We start from the raw sequence: 19,364 nt of genomic DNA on the forward strand, positions 1-19,364 counted from the left end.
AGAATGAACATCGCAACCATCGGAACAGGTATCATTGTGGAGGGCTTCCTGCAAGCGGTTGAACAGCTCGACGGTGCTTCTTGTCACGCTGTCTATTCAAGAAAGGAAGCAACGGCAAAGAAGCTCGCAGACAAATTTGGGGTGCAGACAACTTATACGGATCTAACTGCTATGCTAGAAGATCCTCACGTAGAAGCCGTTTACATCGCATCACCGAATCGTTTACATAGCGAGCATGCAACGAAAGCATTGAAACACGGAAAACATGTGATATGCGAAAAGCCTTTCACCTCTAATGTGAAAGAGCTGGAAGCCTTAATCGCTCTCGCAAAGGAAAAGCAGCTTCTCCTATTTGAAGCCATTACGACCGTTCATATGCCAAACTATCATTTGATCAAAAAGCACCTTCATCAATTAGGTAAAATCAAACTGGTTCAATGCAACTATAGTCAATATTCAAGCAAATATAATCAGCTGCTAGCCGGCGAAACGCCAAATGTCTTTAACCCTGAGTTCTCTGGAGGAGCGCTGATGGATATTAACATCTATAATGTCCATTTCATCATGAACCTCTTTGGATCACCAGAGCAAGTCCGATATCAGGCAAACCGCCATCCAAACGGTATTGACACATCTGGTGTTTTGACTTTCACTTACAATGATTTTATTGCGACAAGTGTCGGCAGTAAGGATACAAGCAGCATGAACTTTGCATTGATTCAAGGAGAAAAAGGCTTCATTCATGTAAAAAATGGGGCGAATGGGTGCGAGGAAGTGCTGCTGCATGTTGATGACAGGGTCATCCCTCTCAATGCACAAACGAATCCAAACCGTCTGTATTATGAGGCAGAAGCTTTCCAGCAGATCATTGAAACAAAAAATCATGAACAGTGCTATGCATGGCTTGATGAAAGTCTCTCCGTGATGAAAGTTCTTGATGCCGCAAGAAAAGATGCAGGTATTGTTTTCCCAGCAGATCAAATTTAATGAAAAAAACCGCCTTCTATGAGAGGGCGGTTTTTTTCATTAAATACTCTTTGAATACGCCACAAGACGCTGAGACATGTGATTCACTTCATCGACTGCAGCATTCACTTGCTCTGTTAAAGCAGCCTGTGTTTGCGTAAGAGCTGTCATATTCGAGATATTTTCAAGAATTTCATCAATTTGTGTTTTCATTTCCGTTAAACTAGATTCGATATTTTCCGTTGCATTGGCACTATGCAGCGCCAGCTTCCGTACTTCATCTGCAACAACAGAGAATCCGCGGCCCTGTTCACCAGCTCTAGCTGCTTCAATTGCAGCATTTAGACCAAGTAAGTTGGTTTGGTTCGCCACTTCTTTGATTAAGTCAGAAATATTTTTCGTCTCATCAGCACTATTTTTTGCTAGATTTGCGGCAGACGTTGACTGCTCTTGAGCAACAGCAAGCTCCTGTGCTTGATTTGTCACAGAGCTAATGCCCGATACCATCTCGCTAATAGAACTTGAAAGCTGTTCTACTTGTGAAGCCATTTCATTCGCTGTTTTCTCTTTGTTTTTTTCTAACGTGATGTCACGAATGGTTCCTGCCACACGAAGAGGAACACCTTTTTCATCACGAATGGTTTCACCACCCGCATGATACCAGCGGTACTCCCCATTTTTGCGCTGCAATCTGTAATCAACATCAAACGGTGTGCGTCCAGAGTGGTCATTTAAATGATCTGCAAAGGCTTGAAGAGCCATTTCTTGATCTTCAGGATGCAGACGGTCGCTCCAGCTGCTTAACACGTTCGGGAAATCTTTTTCGTCTGTAAAGCCAAGCGTTTTTCTGAACTGCGGAGACCACCAGAATTCGTTATTTGGATTGACTGGATCACCGGCCTCTACCACCATGTCCCAAGGAGCTTCGACAAGCGCACGGTTGATTAAGTCATATCTTGTGACGAATGCTTGCAGCTCTTCTTCTTTCAATTTCTGATCATGGATATCAAAAAGAGCTCCCGCCACACGAAGAGGGACACCATTTCGATCACGAACGGTCGTTCCAGTTGCTTTGAACCAGCGATAATCTCCGTTTTTTAACTTTAAGCGATATTCGATATCATATGGCGTACGCCCTGAATGATCCAATAAATGCGAAGAAAATGCATCTAATGTATATTCTTGTTCATCCGGATGTATTCGAGATGCCCAGCTGTCTAATAGATTTGGAAAATCGTGCTCATTTTGAAAGCCGAGCATTCTGCGGAATTCATCCGTCCATGTGAATTCATTTTTTGGATTGACCGGGTCTCCAGCGATGACGACCATATCCCATAAGCCAACTTGAATGGCTTTTGTCACTAATTCCACCCGCATTTGAATATTTTCATGTGCTTCCTGCATTTTTTGCAAAGCTTCATTAATTTGCGCTACCGCTTCTATCGTTTGGCTTGAAGAGAATGCAGCAGTGTCTAATCTTGCTGAAAGGTCTCCTTTTTCGATTCTTTCTATTAATTGGCTGCTTTCACTCAGAAGGATTCCAGCCGATGAATCATTTGCTTTTTTCATAAACATCTTTCATAACTCCTTTCAACTCTTACATTTTTGAAATATTTTACAGTTATAAACAATTCTTTATTAGGACTTTAGTAATACAAAAGATATATCGACAAAAACTGAAAATTGTTTATGTCATAAATAAGGCAAATGTTCATTTATTTGAAGTTTCATTTTTAGAATATGGATGAAATAAGGGAATTATGGATATAAGTATATGTTTTGATAGAATCAACCACTATTTTTGTCTGAAAAATCTCTTTTTTTATATTGACACTGACGTCTTGAAAAAAGAAAATGGAACATAAGCATTTTTAAAAAAGGAGAACGTCATGAGCGCGAATCAGGAGCAACAAGAATTAAAAAAGCTTTTATCACCGCGTCACATTCGCATGATTGCGATGGGCGGGGTCATTGGTACAGGAATCTTTAAAGGAAGTGCCGATACAATTGGTTTAGCAGGCCCTGGGGTCATTTTTTCCTATGTATTTGCTGGATTGCTGCTCCTCATTGTGATGGCAGCATTAGCCGAAATGGCCATTGTGTATCCGGGAAATAATCTTCGCGACCTTATACAAATTGCGCTTGGTCAACGTTTTTCATTTGTCGTCGGCTGGGTTTACTGTTTTATGTGGCTCACTGTATGTGTCATTGAGATTATTGCAGCTGGCAGTCTGCTTCAATACTGGCTGCCGAACGTGCCGCTATGGTCACTATGTTTACTTTGTTCACTCTTAGTCATCGGAATTAACTTAAATAATGTAAAATACTTTGGTGAAATTGAGTTTTGGTTCGCTGGAATGAAGATTTTCGTTATTATTGTCTTTATTATTCTTGGTGCAGCATTATTATTTGGGATCATTCCAAACGAACAAAGCACACCAGCCTTTACCAACTATCAAAACTTCGTCCCGAACGGATGGGGTGCGATCTTTGCATCACTTTTAGTGGTTATTTTCTCTTATGGAGGCTCTGAATTGATCGGGCTGACCATTACTGAAACAAAGGATGCGGAGAAGGTCCTGCCTGGAGTAGTCAAAAGTATGATGTGGCGGATTATCTTATTTTACACATTGCCGATTTTGATCATCTGCGGCCTTATTCCTTGGAATCAAATTGATCCAAATAACAGTCCTTTTGTCCAAGTCTTTTCTGCTGCTGGTATGCAAGGCGCCTCTCACTTCATTAATTTCGTCTTGATTACAGCCGTTCTATCTGCGGCGAATTCCGGAATTTATGGAACGACGAGAATGATTCATTCTCTGGCTAAATCAGACGGCGGTCCGAAAAAACTGGCACGGGTCAACAAAAGAGGCGTACCCATTTTAAGTTTATGGGTTACCGTTCTATTTCTTCTTATCGGAACATTTTTTGCTTACTTATATCCGGACCAAATTTTCAGCTATATGCTGGCTATTCCTGGTTTTGCTGTTTCACTCATTTGGATCAGCATTTGTCTGGCACATCTGAAACTGCGTCCAAAATATCCACAGGAGCCGTATTTCAAGGTGTGGCTGTTTCCATATTTAACTTTATTTGCAGGTCTTGTACTCAGTTTGAGCTTTGTTTTGTTCCTATTCAGACAAGAAAACCTGCCTAGCTCCATTATCAGCATTGGTTTCTTAGTCGCTGCCATCATCGCTTCATTCTTAATGAAAAAGAAGGCTTAAACGCCAAAACCCGCCGAACTGGCGGGTTTTTTTTATGAGCTGCTATCTTCTGTTACCTCAAAATCAACCGACGCTTTTGGAATGCCGTTGATGATAATCGTTAAAGTATGGGTTCCCTCATAGTGTTTTCTCGTCGTCATATTTTGAAAGGACTGAGACCTGATAAATTCTCTATGTAACGCTGAACTTGTTTCAAACTCTGTGATTTTAAATACCTTTTGATTGCGGGTACCCCGAGCTTTGACGTAGTCTATGGCATACTCTACACGCAGCTTTAGTGGCTTAGCGGCCTGAAGTGTAAATTGAAAGGTCATTTTCTCTCCAATACGAATAGGGTCTTGCACTACTTTCAAATCTGTTACTTGAACAGATGGATCATCCCCATAACCAAACAAAGCCATGATATCTGGATCGCCTTTTTTTAGTAAAGTACGGGATGCATGTTTGATGATCCAGTTCGTATGTTCATTCGTTCCATACCAGCTTTTAGCCGTCTTCTTCATCAAATCAGGCTGAATTGCAGAAATATCATTTAGGTGGTTCGCTACACTTTTTTGCACATAGCGCGCTGGGTCCGACTTCAAGTTTTCTAGAATAGGCAGCGTAACCGAAGGATTCTTTTTAAGCGCAGGAACAGTTAATCCCCATGGCAAACGTGGTCTGCATCCTTCACTAGCCAGCCGCCGAATATGCTCATTTTGATTCTGTGACCATACAAGCATTTGCGCCAGCATTTTGTCTTGATCCTGAATCAGAAAAGGCCGAACGGCAAATTCAGAAGTGGAAAAAGGCGTAAAGAATTCGAGCGCCTTGATCGAGATATCCCAATGTGCTAGGCCATATGTTTCGACGTAGTCTGGAAATACAAGCGCACTAAGTCCTGAAAAATGCGGGGCTGTCTGACGCAGCACTTCAATGGCCTTCTCATAATCCTTAGGCAGACAGGCATGCATCGATTCAGTGACTCTTCTCATTCTGCCTTTTAACTCAAGCTGCTGCCAATCCTTTTGAAACACAAGCCGCTGGAATTCTTCAGCATCAAACCCAGTCGACGCTTGTGCAAGTTTCTCCGCTAATTCTTCAATAAATAATTCATGATAAACGTGTTTTAATGGTTCGATCGTGTCCGCCTCCCGCTTCTCAATATCTTTATTTTACCCCAATCTGACAAAGGTGGTATTGCCAAAAGCAAAAACAGCCCAATTCCGAAGAATCAGGCTGTTGCGTTTCACTATATAAACATATTAATGATCATAATAAATGCAATAGCACTAACAGAAATGATCGTCTCCATAGCCGTCCATGTCAAAAACGTTTCTTTAATGGTCATACCAAAATACTCTTTGATCAGCCAAAAACCAGAGTCATTGACGTGAGACAAAATCAACGAACCCGCCCCTGTTGCTAACACTAGAAGCTCTCTGCTCACATCCGGCATAGTTGCAGCAATCGGTGCGACAATACCTGCTGCCGTCATCATGGAGACCGTAGCAGAACCTGTTGCCACACGAATAACCGCAGCAATCAGCCAGCTAAGCAAAATTGGCGAGATTGGCGAATGCTTGGCTAAATCCGCAATATATTCACCAACACCCGAATCGATGAGCACATTATTGAAAGCCCCGCCTGCTCCAATGACAAGCAAAATGGAAGCAATCGGTCCTAAACACTCATTACTAAAGGAAAGCACCCGGTCACGGCTCATCCCTTGCACAAAGCCAAGACTGAAGAAAGAATACACCGTTGCAATCAGCAGTGCTGTAATTGGATCTCCAATGTACTTAAATACCTGATACCAAATATTGTCCTCTGGTAAAATAATATCCGCCAGTGTGGCAAGAAGCATTAAAATCACTGGCACCAAAATCGTAAACATCGTATTTGCAAAGCCGGGAAGTTTTCGATCTTCATTGCGTTCAGTAAATTGCTTTCTCAGCAGCTCTGGAACTGGTTTATGAATCCGCTTTCCAATCCACTTTCCATACAGCGGCCCAGCAATAATAGCTGTCGGCAAACCAACAATAATGGAAAAGAAGATGGTTTTCCCCACGTTGGCATGATAGATGCCGACAGCTGCCATGGCAGCTGGATGAGGCGGCACAAGACCATGAACGACAGACAATCCAGCAATGAGCGAAATCCCAATTGTCACGAGCGAGATGCCCGTTTCAATCGCAATCGTAAACAATAAAGGAATGAGAAGAACGAATCCGACCTGGAAAAAGACCGGTATTCCCACAATAAAGGCAACAAACATCATCGCCCAATGCACATTTTTCGTCCCAAACCGGCCGATTAATGTGTGAGCAATCCGCTCAGCTCCACCTGATTCAGCCATCATTTTCCCAAGCATGGTTCCAAGCGCTAGAACTATGGCCAGCAATGATAACGTATTGCCTAACCCCGTTTTGATGGATTGAATGATTTCCTGCAGGTCCATCCCTGTGGCAAAGCCGACTAACATAGAGGTAATAATTAAACTCACAAACGGATTCAACTTAGCAACTGTTATGAGGATGAGTAAAAGGACAATTGCGGCAATCACGATGAATAAAAGCATGCTCTCCCACCTTTTCCCTGATGTTTAATGATTTTGTTTTAATTGAAGCGCACTAATGACATCAAATTCATCCTTGAGTTTGTCATAGAGACGCTCATATAAGTAAAACAGTTCTATGTATGTTTCATTGTTCTCCATATTGGGTTCATGACGGGCAGAGATTCGAATCCAATCTTGAACCTCTTCTATCTCTTCCATATAACCTAAACTATGAAGTGCGAGCACAGCCGCCCCAAGTGCTGATGCCTCGTAGCTTTCTGGAACAAGTACTTCCCTGCCCATCGTATCCGCTAAAATTTGCCGCCACAGCGGAGATCGCGCAAATCCGCCCGACGCCCTGACATCCTTTGCTGAACCGGTTAAATCCCTTAAGGCCACACCGATTGAGAAAACACTCATAATGACGCCTTCTAACACAGCTCTGATAAAATGCTCACGCTTATGCTGAAGACCAATCCCAAAGAAAGTGCCTCTCGCATTTGGATTCCAATAAGGTGCTCGCTCACCTGTTAAAAATGGCAGAAACAGCAGCCCCTCTGAGCCGGCTGGAACTTTTTTCGCAATGTCAATCATCAGGTCGTAAGGGTCCACTCCAAGGCGCTTTGCTACCTCTACCTCCGAGGATCCAAATTCATCCTTCAGCCATCTCAGCATGATCCCGCCATTATTCGTCGGTCCTCCAACCACCCAATGCTTATCAGTCAGCGCATAGCAGAACGTTCTTGATTGTTCATCTGTTATTGGTTTGTCCACGACCGTACGAACTGCACCGCTTGTCCCAATCGTGACAGCCACCTCACCTTTTCCAATCGCTCCCACACCTAAGTTCGCTAGAACCCCATCATTCGCACCAACCACAAATGGTGTATCTTCCGCAATGCCCATTCGCAGGGCGATCTCTGGCTGAAGCCCTCTCAGCTGATGCGTCGTGGGAACAAGTTCAGACAATTGACTGGCATCAATTCCAGCAATGCGAAGCGCCTGCTCATCCCATTGAAGCGTTTCCAAACGGAACAGTCCCGTTGCTGAAGCAATTGAATAATCGACGACATACTGACCGAAGAAATGATAAAGAATATATTCTTTGATGGAAATGAATTTCGCTGCCTTCTTGAAGACATCAGGTGCCATTTCCTTGATCCACCGTATTTTTGAAAGCGGTGACATTGGATGGATCGGTGTACCGGTTCTTTTATACACTTGGAAGCCGTCCATGTCCGAAGTAATTCGCTTCGCTTGCTCCGCACTTCTGTTGTCCGCCCAAATGATACTATTCGTTAACGCCTTGCCATCCTTATCCATCACAATCAAGGAATGCATCGCTGTACTAATCCCGACGCCTATGAGCTGTGTTGCATCAAATGCTGCTTTCGTCAACGCACCTCTGACACTTGCAATGACGGCTTCTAATATATGTTCAGGGTCCTGTTCAACCCATGCTGGCTGGGGCTGAATGAGATCATAAGGAACTGAATGCTTTGCTATCACTTTCCCCTGTGGTCCAAACAGAACCGCCTTTGTACTTGTTGTTCCAATATCCAAACCAATTACCGCCTGGTTTCCCTTCATCTGTATCACGCCCAATCATTGATTTGAAATCATATTTATTGTTTTGATATACCTGTTAAATCCCATTATAGGAATAATTTTTTCGACATTCAACGACTAAAAAGAAAATTATTTTCACTTAAAAGCTCAAAATCGTTACCACAACGGCATTTTTCACTAATAGAAAAATTTATTTTTGAAACCATTACACCCTTTTTTGTGAAATGGTTTCTCTCATTTGTTTTAAATTGGTTAAAGTTTCCTGCTGTCTTAAGTGAGCAAGTGCAAAGTATAGTACGTCAATGACAGTGAGCTGAGCAAGTCTTGCAGACATCGCTTCTGTTCGAAAAGCCGTTTCTTGCGTCGAAGTATACAGCGTGACATCAGCAAGCTGGCTCAATGGAGAGCGCTGATAGCTTGTAATACCGATGGTTTTCGCTCCTTTTTCCTTTGCTGTTTTCATCGCATCGAGTAAATCTTTATTACGGCCGGAATGAGATATACCGATCACTGTACTGTGCTGGTCGAGAAGACCGGCAGACATCGCTTGAAAATGAGAATCGGTGTGAACAATACAGTTGATGCCTGTCCTCATAAATTTATGAAAAGCGTCTGTTGCAATAAGTCCGGACCCGCCACTCCCATAAAACTCTAAGCGCTTTGCTTCATGAATGATTTGAATGGCTTTTTCTACATCCTCTGGATTCAGTAATTGAAAGCTATCCTTTAATGCGGATATATTCGCCTGAAAAACCTTTTGCATAAAAACGGCTGTATCATCATCAAGACTCATTTCTTCATCTACATAATCAGGCTTTGTTTGATCTATTTCCTGGGCAATTGCGATTTTCAAATCTTGAAAGCCCTCAAATCCAAGCCTTTTACAAAGACGAAAAATCGTCGCCTCTGAACTCGCTGTCTTTTTGGCAAGCTCAACAATAGACAAATGAATAATGTCGCCGGGTTCACTCGTAATATGTTCTGCAATTCCTTTCAGCTTTGGCGGCAATCCTCTGCTTGCTGCTCGTATTTTTTCAATACTACTTAAACTGACAGAAGCCAATTGACTTCACTCCTCCCTTATTCATGTGAGCGCATACATTTCCTCATGTTCCCATCTTATAAAAAAGAAGCCTGTTTGCACAGACTTCTTTATTTATGAATTCATCGTTTTGATCAATAGATGAAAACAGATTTACTCAAAATTTAATAATATACACTTTTAGCTCAATAATCTACCACATTATTTTCAACTTCATTTTCTGTATTTCTTTCCAGGAATTTTAAGCATTTTACCCTTATTTCTTCAAAACTATCACTTAATTCTTGTGGTATTAAACTTTCTACATCTTCAAGTTCTGTTCCCAAATGAAGTATATTTATCAGTTCTTCATTTATCCCTTTCTTCTTTAAAACATCGATTGTTCGTGGACTGAACATGAGCTTTTCCGCTTCTTCTATAGTGATTAAACCTTCTTTTAGCGATATGATTATACCAATGATATTTATAACAATAATCCTATCTAAATCTTCATGTGAAGAATATCTTAGTTCTATTTTATTCATAAATCATTTCACACTCCAACCTTTTTTAACTTTCACATCATACACCAAACCAGATTTACTTTGAAAATAATGTACAGAAACCTTTTTTCCGTCTTTATAGCCATCTTTATATACTTTTTTCCAAGTCCCTCCTTCAATCTGTTTTAACTCAGATAACAACTTCTTATTATTTACTGTAACTTTTTTAGTCCCATTTTGAACAGCTTTAAAACCAGCAGGATATTTAGGGGCATATTTTATTGATTTATACAAATGTTTACTTGCTTTCACCCCGTTTACAAAAATAGTTCGAATGACAAGACCCCATACAGCATCGGCTTCTTTATAACCAATTTGGACACTTTTGTCTCTTGAAGAAGCCTCTCGATTAATATTGAATGTTACAGACGGTGAAAATAACGATACAATTAAAGTAAAAATAATGAGAAAAGGGATACGTCTTTTCAATTTAAATTACCTCCTAATATTAACTATATAAAAAATAATATAACATAATAGGAATGTTATAACTATTTCATTCTGTAGAAAATTAAAATGAATCTTTATACTGTTTAAAAGATATCTCTGTCTTTTAACATCTTATTTATTACAATATAAATTCATAAAGTAATGAATAAAAAGAATATCCACTCCTCGGAGATAAAAATTAATGTTTACGTCCACAAAATATTCACTAAAATCTAATCATCTAGCGCAAGGACAATATCATTTAACCTACCGAAATATTAAAAGGCCCTTTTCAACTCATTTTTTCATAAAATCGAATTGGTATGATTCTTCTGAATCTTTTCCCCCTCACACTCGTATATACTAAAAGAGTGATTGATTTGAAAGGAGATCTGTTTGTGGGATATATTCTGTTATTTTCGGTTGTGATCGGTCTTGTCTTGACCCTTTTGCTCACACCGCTCAGGTTGATCGTTAGAAAGAAAGGGACAGAGCAGCAGGTGCCGCTCATGTGGATTGCAGGCCTTGCTTTGCTGTTCATGATCGGTATTTTTGTTTTCTATTACATCACCAATTTAGACCGGAACCCTTCATCCCTATGGCTGATTGGACTTGTTGTGACAGCAGCAGGCGCCTTTTTGTCGGTTGGATTGGAGCGTAAAATCAAAGGCGTGCTGTTTCTTATTCTATTGCTGCTCGGTGTTTACATGGCGACAGCTTTTCTATTCAATGCGAATGAGAAATTCGATGTCTCCAAAATGGAGCAAAAAGTAGAAATCAAAGCATTTGATGAAAAAGAAACACCTGCGAGTGTGCCGCCTCAATTTGCCCGGAACAAAATGAAGAAATCGTTCGGACAGGTGCCAAACACAAGCTACTATGAGCTTGGCAGCTTGCAAATTCAGAAGGTCAACGGTGAGTATGTATACATCGCTCCAGTGGAGTTCTCGGACTTCTTTAAATGGATTCGTGCAGGCAGCACGCCGGGTTACTTTACATTAAGTGCGACCGACTCCTCTGCTAATCCAAAGTTCGTGAAAACGGAGATGGTCTATACGCCTTCCTCCTATTTCAACAAAGAAATTGAGCGGCATATCCGTCTCCAGTACCCAGATTTGATTTTCTACGGCGGTACACAGCTGGAAATCAATGATGACGGCAAGCCTTATTACATTCAAACGTATGGCGATTTCATCTCTGCCCGAAACGGCTTTAAAGCTTCCGGTGTCGTCGTTGTTGATGCCAAAACGGGTGCAACGAAGAAATATGCTCTAGATCAAGTACCTGCCTTTATCGACGGTGCTGTTTCACCAGAGGCAGTCAGTCTGCAAAACAGCTATTTCGGAAACTATATTCACGGGTTCTGGAACAGTATGTTTGGAAAGTCAGATGTAAAGCTGCCTTCAGATGAAGGAACGGAAGCCAATGTGAGCCCGGTATTTGATTCAAAAGGAGATATGTATTACTTCACAGATTTCACAAGTCCGAAAGAGGGCGTTGATTCCATGCTCGGATATGCCCTGACCAATGCCCGAACAGGAAAAGCGACTTATTATACCGGAAATCTTGAAGAATCCTACATGGATTCTCAGGGCGCTCTGCAAATTATTGAGAAACGATTCATCGAGAAGAAATGGAAAGGGCGCATGCCGATTCTCTATAATTTCTATGGAGAAGCCAGCTGGCTCACACCGGTTCTCGATTCAAATGGATTCCTGCAAAACTACTTTATCGTTTCTGCAGCCAATCCTGAAATCGCCGCGTATGCTTCTACACCAAACGAAGCACTGAGAGCCTATAAGACAGCTCTTCAAAAAGGCGGCGGTACCGTTAACAGTTCCTCTAAGCAGGAAAAGAAAGAAGCGGCAGGGAAGGTCAAACGAGTCTACAAAGAAAAGACCGGTGATTATACAACCGTCACCTTCCTGCTAGACGATGGAAAAAGCTACACTATGTCATCTGAAAAGGAACCTCTCGTCATTTATTTAAAAGAGGGCGATCAGGTCACCATGAAATATACAGATACAGGTGAGATCTTCCTTCCAGTCGATGAAATCACAATTAAAGGGTTATAAAAAAAGAAGCTTCTCCTATTACGGAGAAGCTTCTTCTTTCTCTTTCCTTAACAATTCAACGAGCAATTCCTTATTTTTATTTCCCCCAGTCATCGGTGACTCGACATAGGAGAATTTTCGTTTGAAATCCATGCCTCTCACAGAAATAACAGCCAATTCACCGCCAATGCTGCCTCGCTGGAGGACATATTTAGATAAAACAGAAAGACCCATTCCATGGATCACAGCTTCTTTAATCGCTTGATTGCTGCTAAAGGTCACAAAGGTTCGCGCTTTCAGTCCATTTGATTTCAGGACATGCTGTAAATATTCTCCTGTCCCTGATCCCTCTTCTCTCGTAATCCATGTTTCGTTCTGTAATTGATCAATGGTGACATCTTTTTTCTTGGCAAAAGGATGATCTAATGGCGCCACAATATAAAGTTCGTCCTCTAGAAAAGTTTCTACAGAAAGCTCCTTGTCATTGGTCTGTCCCTCGATCAAACCGATGTCGACATGGAATAAACGGACATGTCTGGCGATCGCCTCTGTATTATCAATGACCACCTCAATATCAACATGCGGATAGAGCTGATGAAACTCTGCCAATATTTGCGGCAGCACATACTCACCAATTGTGAAGCTCGCCCCGATGGTCAGCTTTCCTCTTGCCAAATGATGATGCTCATAAATGTCCTGCTTCGCCTGTTCATAGAGACGAATGATTTGTTTTGATCGATGGTACAGCATATCCCCAGTTGGTGTAACGGTTAATTGCTTTGGTGAACGATTCAGCAGAACGGTCTGGAATTCCTGCTCCAAGTTCTTAATATGAAGACTGACACTCGGCTGAGAAATTCGCAGCTTTTGGGCTGCTTTTGTAAAGTTCTTCTCCTCCACCACTGTCACAAATGTCTTCAGTGCATCGTAATACATCGGTCCCTCTCCTATCAGAAATCTTAATCCAACACCTTACCTATATATATCTTACTAATTCCTCTCCAGCACGTAAAGAACCGCCTAAACGAAAACAATTTAATAAAAATATTTACTAATTTTTTTAAAGACTCTATACTAAGAGGAGATATTTTCTATAGGAGGTGCTGATTTGGCAGCTAAAATAAAGGACATTGCAGAAAAAGCAGGCTTATCCATTGCAACGGTGTCTCGCGTACTGAACCAAGATCCCAACCTATCCGTCACCGATCAAACACGCGAAAAAGTATATGCCGCCGCAGAAGCTTTGTCCTACCAAAAGAAGACATTCAAACATTCATTAAAAAAAATCGCCTTTCTCTATTGGATGACCGAAAAGGAAGAGCTTGAAGATATTTATTTTAAATCCATTCGACTCGGCATTGAGGAACTCACCAATACTCGGAGCTTAAATGTCACCGCTTACAATCCGTCTGATGGGCTTCATTCCATTGATTCTGCTACAGAAGGAATCATCGCCATCGGCCGCTTTAAAACGTCAGAGCTTGACCAATTATATGCGATCACTCCGCATATTGTCTTTATTGATACAACGCCAGATGAAGACCGTTTTGATTCTGTAAAGCCGAACCTGAAACGAATTGTTGAAAAGATCATCGATTCCTTTATCGAAAAAGAGCACCAATCCATTGGATTCATTGGCGGTACAGACCTTGATCTCAATACGAACGTGCACATTCCAGATATTCGTGAAACGACTTTCCGTGAATACATGCTGGCCCGCCATATGCTTGATGAGCGATTGGTCTATATCGGCCACCATTTCTCAGTAGATGAAGGCTATTCGCTGATGATGAAGGCGATCGACGAGCTTGGTGATGATCTGCCCACCGCTTTTTGTGTCGCTAGTGACCCTCTTGCCATCGGCTGCTTACAAGCATTAAATGAGCGCGGATTTTCTCTGCCGAATCGCGTCAGCGTCTTTAGTATCAACGATATTCATGTGTCTCAATATGTGTCGCCGCCGCTCACCACGTATCACATCCATACGTCATTACTTTGTGAGACAGCGATCGATTTACTTTTAGAAAGACTTGTGGACGGCAGAACATTGCCTAAGACTGTTCTGATTGCCTCAGAGCCTGTCTTTCGAAAAAGCACCATATAAACAAACTGGAAGTCCTGCCAAAGTGGAGGGCTTCTTTTCTCTCTATAGAGTAAAAAATTTTACTTAATAAATTTAATAAAATGTGTTTACTTTTTTTACTTAAGTTGATATTCTCACATTAAGAAAGCGTTTTCTTATCATCTGTGAAAAAAGAACGAGAGGGGATTACCAATGAAAAAGGGAAAATGGGCGACATTATCAGCAGTCGTTGGTACTGCTGTGCTTCTGCTTTCAGCATGCGGGCCAGGAGATGACAATTCAAGCGGGACACAGCCAGCATCTACAGGTACAAAGACCTTGCTAGTATGGGAGGATGTCAAAAAGTCTGATGGGATTCAAGACGCTGTAAAAGAATTTGAAAAACAAAACGATGTGAAAATCAAAGTGGTCGAAAAAGCGTATGCCGACCAAATTGAAGCTCTCCGCCTTGATGGAGCAGCTGGGACAGGCCCAGACGTCATCACGATGCCTCACGATCAAATTGGATCAGCTGTCACTGAGGGGCTGTTACAGGAAATCAAGCCTGATCAAAAAGTGATCGATTCCTTTACAGACGAATCCATTCAATCACAAACGGTAGACGGCAAGCTGTATGGCCTTCCTAAATCCGTTGAAACGACAGTGCTTTTCTATAACAAAGACCTTGTCAAAAAGGCACCAACTACACTTGATGGCTGGTATGACCTTTCGAAAAAGCTGACAAAAGACGGGAAATACGGTTTTGTAGCGAAATGGGATGAAATTTACTATGCACAAAGTGTGTTAGGCGGATCAGGAGGCTATATTTTCAAACAGAAAAGCGATGGCTCCTATGATGTCAATGATATTGGTCTTAATAACGATGGCGCCATCGAAGGCGGAGCATACATTCAAAAATTCTTTAGCGAAGGACTTTTCCCGAAAGGCATCATTGGTGAACAAGGAATCAATGTCCTCAACTCCTTATTCACAGAGAAAAAGGCCGCAGCTGTCATTTCTGGTCCATGGTCATTTGGTCCATATAAAGAAGCAGGAATTGACTATGGCGTAACAGAGCTGCCAACACTCCCTAACGGAAAGCATATGAGCTCATTCTTAGGTGTAAAGAGCTACAACGTCTCCTCTTATTCTAAAAATAAAGAACTTGCTGAGAAATTTGTTGAGTTTATCACGAATGAAAAAAATTCGAAGAAGCGATTCGAAGTGACAGAGGAAATTCCACCAGTGAAAAAGCTGATGAAAGATCCAATCATTACTAAAAACGCAAATGCGGATGCTGTTTCAAAACAAACAAAATATGCCACGCTGACACCGAATACCCCTGAAATGGCAGAGGTGTGGAAGCCGATTGACAGCGCATTAGGTCTCATTGCAACCGGCCGGACAGATGTGAAAAAGGCATTTGATGATGCCGTCAATCAAATCGACTCTCAAATTAAAGCAAACCATTCTAAATAATCATCAAACACGGGTAGCCTTTAAGTCTATCAAGCTGCCCGTATTTGAGCTAATTTCATATGAAGTAGGTGTTAGACGTGACGGGTAACCTTGAACTAGACCGCACACACATAGTGGAATCAAAGACACACCGGAGACGGGCGCTAATGTTCTCTCTTATACCCGGTATGGGGCAGATGTACAACAAGCAGTACGGCAAAGGGGCACTTTTTTTCCTGTTCGGTGTTTCTTTTTTCATCGTATTTTATGATTTATTCAATATTGGCTTCTGGGGGCTGTTCACACTTGGTACGATGCTGCCTCGTGACAACTCTGTTTTTCTTTTGGCAAAAGGGATTATTGCGCTGTTAACAGCTGGTTTTGGTATCGGCTTTTACGTACTCATGATGCGTGATGCTTTTATGAACGGAAAGAAACGTGATCAAGGGGTTCCGCTCCATTCCATCCGAGCTCAATATCATCAGCTGATCGACCAAGGCTTTCCTTACTTAATGAGCACTCCTGCTTTCTTTTTACTTCTTTTTTCTGTTGTCTTTCCTATTATGTTCAGCTTTGCGCTTGCCTTTACGAACTACGATTTATACCACTCGCCTCCTGCCAATCTGATCGATTGGGTAGGGATCAAGAACTTTCAAAATATCTTTTCAATTGATATTTGGAGAGACACTTTCATTGATGTACTTGGCTGGACCGTCGTATGGACGCTCGCTGCTTCGACCCTTCAATGTGCTGTCGGCATCTTTCTAGCGGTTCTGCTCAATCAGAAGGATTTAAAAGGAAAACGGTTTTTTAGAACCATTTTGATTCTCCCTTGGGCTGTTCCGGGTTTTGTGACCATTTTGGTGTTTGCCGGACTGTTCAACGATACATTTGGAGCCATTAACAACACACTTTTTGCATCGATTGGAATTGATCCAAAACCATGGCTGACAGATCCATTTTGGAGCAAAATTGCCCTCATTGCGATGCAGACTTGGCTTGGATTTCCTTTTGTTTTCATTATGACAACCGGTGTTCTGCAGGCGATTCCAGAGGATCTATACGAAGCTGCGACCATTGATGGGGCAAACTTCTTTCAGAAATTCCGGTCCATCACGTTACCGCTTGTCCTTTATTCCATTGCGCCTATATTAATCACGCAATATACGTTTAACTTTAACAACTTTAATATCATCTACTTATTTAATGGCGGAGGACCGCCTGTGGCTGGCTCAACTGCTGGGGGAACGGACATCTTGGTTTCTTGGATTTACAAACTCACGATGCAGTCTTCTCAATATGCACTTGCTGCCGCTGTCACGATTTTACTTTCAATCTTTGTCATCGCCATTGCACTCTGGCAGTTTAAGAGAACGAATTCATTCAAAGAGGAGGACATGATGTGATATGGGATCAAAACAAAACAAGCTCATTCGCCTGAGCATCACATATTTTATCCTTTTCATTGCCTCCATTTGTATTCTATATCCACTGCTTTGGACGATCGGTGCTTCCTTTAACCCTGGGAACAGCCTCATGAGTACAAGCATGTTTCCGAAGAATCCAACGTTCAGCCACTTCACAGAACTCTTCTTCGGTCAAGGGGCACTTTATGCAAAATGGTATTGGAACTCAATGAAGATCAGCATTGCGACTATGCTCTTAACGTTGATACTTGTCAGCTTTACAGGTTATGCCTTTTCTAGGTTCCGATTCAAAGGACGCAAGAATGGACTGATGCTCTTTTTGCTGCTGCAAATGATTCCTCAATTTTCAGCGCTGATTGCCATTTTTGTATTGGCTCAAATGCTTGGACTCATTAACAGCCACCTTGCCCTGATTTTGATTTATGCAGGTGGACAAATTCCGATGAATACGTATTTAATGAAAGGCTATCTTGATGCGATTCCAAAGGATCTCGATGAATCAGCCAGAATGGACGGCGCAGGGCATTTCCGGATTTTCATCCAAATTATTATGCCGCTCGCCAAGCCCATCTTAGCTGTTGTCGCAATCAACTCATTTACAGGTCCACTGGGTGATTTCATCATCTCCAGTGTCATTGTCCGCTCACCCGAAATGTATACGCTCCCAATCGGTCTGTACAATCTTGTGTCAGATAAAATGGGTGCCAGCTACACGACCTTTGCAGCCGGGGCTTTACTCATTGCAATTCCAGTTGCTTTATTGTTTCTTGTTTTACAAAAACAATTTGTATCCGGCCTTACACAAGGCGGGACAAAAGGATAAGGGGAGATTTGATGAAGAAATGGTTGCTTGTCACTGTTGTCGTTTTCTTTCTGATGGGATTAGGTATTCTGCCTGAAGCAAGGGCCGATACGATTTCTGTGAAACCGATCAATGGCCTGCAAGGTGATTTCATCAAGGGAGCTGATATCTCCATGCTTGCAGAAATGGAGAGAAGCGGCGGCAGATACTACGATCAGAACGGAAAGCAGGTTGACCCGCTCAAACTATTAAAAGATAAAGGTGTCAACTACGTGCGTATCAGACTGTGGAACCATCCATATGACAATCAAGGCCGAGCCTATAACGGCGGCACAAATGATCTCAATACAGCCATCGCTTTATCGAAACGTGCAAAAGCACAAAACATGAAAGTGCTGCTTGATTTTCACTACAGTGATTTCTGGACTGACCCCGGTAAACAATTCAAACCGAAAGCGTGGGCATCCCTCTCACAAAACGATTTAGAAAAAGCGGTCGGCACTTACACAGGCGATGTGCTCAAAGCGATGAGAGCGCAAAATGCCTTGCCGAATATGGTTCAGGTTGGGAATGAGTTGAACTCAGGTATGCTGTGGCCAAACGGAAAAAGCTGGGGTGAAGGCGGTGGTGAATTTGACCGGCTCGCTGCTCTGCTAAAAGCTGGCACAAATGCCGTCCGCTCTGTCGATTCAAACATCAAAATCATGCTTCACCTTGCGCATGGCGGAGACAATGGTGCATCCCGCTGGTGGTTTGATGAAATCACAAAACGAGGTGTCTCATTCGATACGATCGGTTTATCTTATTACCCGTATTGGGACGGCGGCTTTAGCGGTCTTACGTCCAATATGAATGATATTAGTGCCCGCTATAACAAAGACGTGATCGTGGTGGAAACTGCTTACGGCTTTACGACAGCAAACGGTGACAACCTAGATAACTCATTTAACCAAGACTCTGTCAATACAGCCGGCTATCCAGCCTCACCTCAAGGCCAGGCATCTTTTATACGAGATCTATCCGAAAAAATTTCACAAGTAAACAACAACCGCGGGAAGGGGTTCTTTTATTGGGAGCCGCTTTGGATTCCAGCGAAAGGTGCTCCGTGGTCTAGTCAATACGGGCTGGCTTACATTCAAACAACCGGGACTGTCGGAAATGCGTGGGAAAATCAAGCGATGTTCGATTTCAACGGAAAAGCACTGCCATCTCTTGATGTATTTAAACAAATGACACCGTAACTAAAA

The 19,364-nt window shown here is 42.1% G+C and carries 16 protein-coding genes; 8 read left to right on the plus strand and 8 right to left on the minus strand.

Annotated elements, in window-relative coordinates:
- The first annotated feature begins 3 nt into the window (after positions 1 to 3).
- The gene (locus tag MHB66_RS18355; RefSeq protein WP_046312708.1) at positions 4 to 987 is read left to right on the plus strand and encodes a Gfo/Idh/MocA family oxidoreductase; all 984 of its coding nucleotides are present in this window, start codon (positions 4 to 6) and stop codon (positions 985 to 987) included.
- A gap of 39 nt (positions 988 to 1,026) precedes the next feature.
- Here the strand turns inward: MHB66_RS18355 and MHB66_RS18360 are convergent, their stop codons facing one another.
- Entirely contained in the window at positions 1,027 to 2,541 is a 1,515-nt protein-coding gene (locus MHB66_RS18360) for a PAS domain-containing protein (protein ID WP_046312706.1), read from the minus strand.
- Positions 2,542 to 2,855: 314 nt separating this feature from the next.
- Between MHB66_RS18360 and MHB66_RS18365 the strand changes: the two genes are divergently transcribed.
- Entirely contained in the window at positions 2,856 to 4,193 is a 1,338-nt protein-coding gene (locus MHB66_RS18365; protein WP_041118308.1) for an amino acid permease, read from the plus strand.
- A gap of 32 nt (positions 4,194 to 4,225) precedes the next feature.
- On the opposite strand, the gene MHB66_RS18370 is transcribed toward MHB66_RS18365, so the two are convergent.
- The 6 genes from MHB66_RS18370 to MHB66_RS18395 form a co-directional block, all read right to left on the minus strand.
- Positions 4,226 to 5,146 carry a hypothetical protein gene (locus MHB66_RS18370; RefSeq protein ID WP_200896501.1) on the minus strand — a complete coding sequence of 307 codons (921 nt, stop codon included), beginning with the start codon at positions 5,144 to 5,146 and terminating at the stop codon, positions 4,226 to 4,228.
- Positions 5,147 to 5,424: 278 nt separating this feature from the next.
- Positions 5,425 to 6,753 (minus strand): GntP family permease, encoded by a 1,329-nt coding sequence (locus MHB66_RS18375; protein WP_034281397.1) that lies wholly within the window; start codon positions 6,751 to 6,753, stop codon positions 5,425 to 5,427.
- A 24-nt stretch (positions 6,754 to 6,777) separates the two neighbouring features.
- Positions 6,778 to 8,322: a gluconokinase gene (gene gntK / locus MHB66_RS18380; protein ID WP_046312701.1), complete on the minus strand. Its 1,545-nt coding sequence runs from the start codon at positions 8,320 to 8,322 to the stop codon at positions 6,778 to 6,780.
- 184 nt (positions 8,323 to 8,506) lie between these two features.
- Positions 8,507 to 9,364 (minus strand): MurR/RpiR family transcriptional regulator, encoded by an 858-nt coding sequence (locus MHB66_RS18385; protein WP_024423955.1) that lies wholly within the window; start codon positions 9,362 to 9,364, stop codon positions 8,507 to 8,509.
- A gap of 164 nt (positions 9,365 to 9,528) precedes the next feature.
- A complete protein-coding gene (locus MHB66_RS18390; RefSeq protein ID WP_046312699.1) occupies positions 9,529 to 9,867 on the minus strand; it encodes a DUF3969 family protein in 339 nt (112 codons plus the stop codon).
- A 3-nt stretch (positions 9,868 to 9,870) separates the two neighbouring features.
- A complete protein-coding gene (locus MHB66_RS18395) occupies positions 9,871 to 10,314 on the minus strand; it encodes a hypothetical protein (protein ID WP_024427564.1) in 444 nt (147 codons plus the stop codon).
- A 398-nt stretch (positions 10,315 to 10,712) separates the two neighbouring features.
- On the opposite strand from MHB66_RS18395, the gene MHB66_RS18400 reads away from it, so the two are divergent.
- Positions 10,713 to 12,389, plus strand: coding sequence for a hypothetical protein (locus MHB66_RS18400; RefSeq protein ID WP_046312697.1), 1,677 nt, complete (start codon positions 10,713 to 10,715; stop codon positions 12,387 to 12,389).
- Positions 12,390 to 12,407: 18 nt separating this feature from the next.
- On the opposite strand, the gene MHB66_RS18405 is transcribed toward MHB66_RS18400, so the two are convergent.
- A complete protein-coding gene (locus tag MHB66_RS18405) occupies positions 12,408 to 13,304 on the minus strand; it encodes a LysR family transcriptional regulator (RefSeq protein WP_046312694.1) in 897 nt (298 codons plus the stop codon).
- Between the two features lie 172 nt (positions 13,305 to 13,476).
- Between MHB66_RS18405 and MHB66_RS18410 the strand changes: the two genes are divergently transcribed.
- The 5 genes from MHB66_RS18410 to MHB66_RS18430 all read left to right on the plus strand — a co-directional run bounded on the left by MHB66_RS18410 (position 13,477) and on the right by MHB66_RS18430 (position 19,358).
- Positions 13,477 to 14,472: a LacI family DNA-binding transcriptional regulator gene (locus tag MHB66_RS18410; RefSeq protein ID WP_044334886.1), complete on the plus strand. Its 996-nt coding sequence runs from the start codon at positions 13,477 to 13,479 to the stop codon at positions 14,470 to 14,472.
- 171 nt (positions 14,473 to 14,643) lie between these two features.
- On the plus strand, positions 14,644 to 15,909 hold the full coding sequence (locus tag MHB66_RS18415; protein WP_046312690.1) for an extracellular solute-binding protein: 1,266 nt from the start codon (positions 14,644 to 14,646) through the stop codon (positions 15,907 to 15,909).
- A gap of 146 nt (positions 15,910 to 16,055) precedes the next feature.
- Positions 16,056 to 17,294, plus strand: coding sequence for a sugar ABC transporter permease (locus MHB66_RS18420; RefSeq protein ID WP_046312688.1), 1,239 nt, complete (start codon positions 16,056 to 16,058; stop codon positions 17,292 to 17,294).
- Between the two features lies 1 nt (position 17,295).
- Positions 17,296 to 18,138: a sugar ABC transporter permease gene (locus tag MHB66_RS18425; RefSeq protein ID WP_012011808.1), complete on the plus strand. Its 843-nt coding sequence runs from the start codon at positions 17,296 to 17,298 to the stop codon at positions 18,136 to 18,138.
- Between the two features lie 11 nt (positions 18,139 to 18,149).
- On the plus strand, positions 18,150 to 19,358 hold the full coding sequence (locus MHB66_RS18430; RefSeq protein ID WP_046312683.1) for a glycosyl hydrolase 53 family protein: 1,209 nt from the start codon (positions 18,150 to 18,152) through the stop codon (positions 19,356 to 19,358).
- The last annotated feature ends 6 nt before the right edge of the window (positions 19,359 to 19,364 follow it).

Source organism: Bacillus sp. FSL L8-0167 (assembly GCF_038630295.1).
Lineage (GTDB): Bacteria > Bacillota > Bacilli > Bacillales > Bacillaceae > Bacillus > Bacillus safensis.

Excerpts from the sequence above, each read along its gene's own strand:
- MHB66_RS18355 (WP_046312708.1), top strand. The coding sequence starts at position 4 with ATGAACATCGCAACCATCGGAACAGGTATCATTGTGGAGGGCTTCCTG.
- MHB66_RS18360 (WP_046312706.1), bottom strand. The coding sequence starts at position 2,541 with ATGTTTATGAAAAAAGCAAATGATTCATCGGCTGGAATCCTTCTGAGT.
- MHB66_RS18365 (WP_041118308.1), top strand. The coding sequence starts at position 2,856 with ATGAGCGCGAATCAGGAGCAACAAGAATTAAAAAAGCTTTTATCACCG.
- MHB66_RS18370 (WP_200896501.1), bottom strand. The coding sequence starts at position 5,146 with ATGCATGCCTGTCTGCCTAAGGATTATGAGAAGGCCATTGAAGTGCTG.
- MHB66_RS18375 (WP_034281397.1), bottom strand. The coding sequence starts at position 6,753 with ATGCTTTTATTCATCGTGATTGCCGCAATTGTCCTTTTACTCATCCTC.
- gntK (WP_046312701.1), bottom strand. The coding sequence starts at position 8,322 with ATGAAGGGAAACCAGGCGGTAATTGGTTTGGATATTGGAACAACAAGT.
- MHB66_RS18390 (WP_046312699.1), bottom strand. The coding sequence starts at position 9,867 with ATGAATAAAATAGAACTAAGATATTCTTCACATGAAGATTTAGATAGG.
- MHB66_RS18405 (WP_046312694.1), bottom strand. The coding sequence starts at position 13,304 with ATGTATTACGATGCACTGAAGACATTTGTGACAGTGGTGGAGGAGAAG.
- MHB66_RS18415 (WP_046312690.1), top strand. The coding sequence starts at position 14,644 with ATGAAAAAGGGAAAATGGGCGACATTATCAGCAGTCGTTGGTACTGCT.
- MHB66_RS18420 (WP_046312688.1), top strand. The coding sequence starts at position 16,056 with ATGTTCTCTCTTATACCCGGTATGGGGCAGATGTACAACAAGCAGTAC.
- MHB66_RS18425 (WP_012011808.1), top strand. The coding sequence starts at position 17,296 with ATGGGATCAAAACAAAACAAGCTCATTCGCCTGAGCATCACATATTTT.
- MHB66_RS18430 (WP_046312683.1), top strand. The coding sequence starts at position 18,150 with ATGAAGAAATGGTTGCTTGTCACTGTTGTCGTTTTCTTTCTGATGGGA.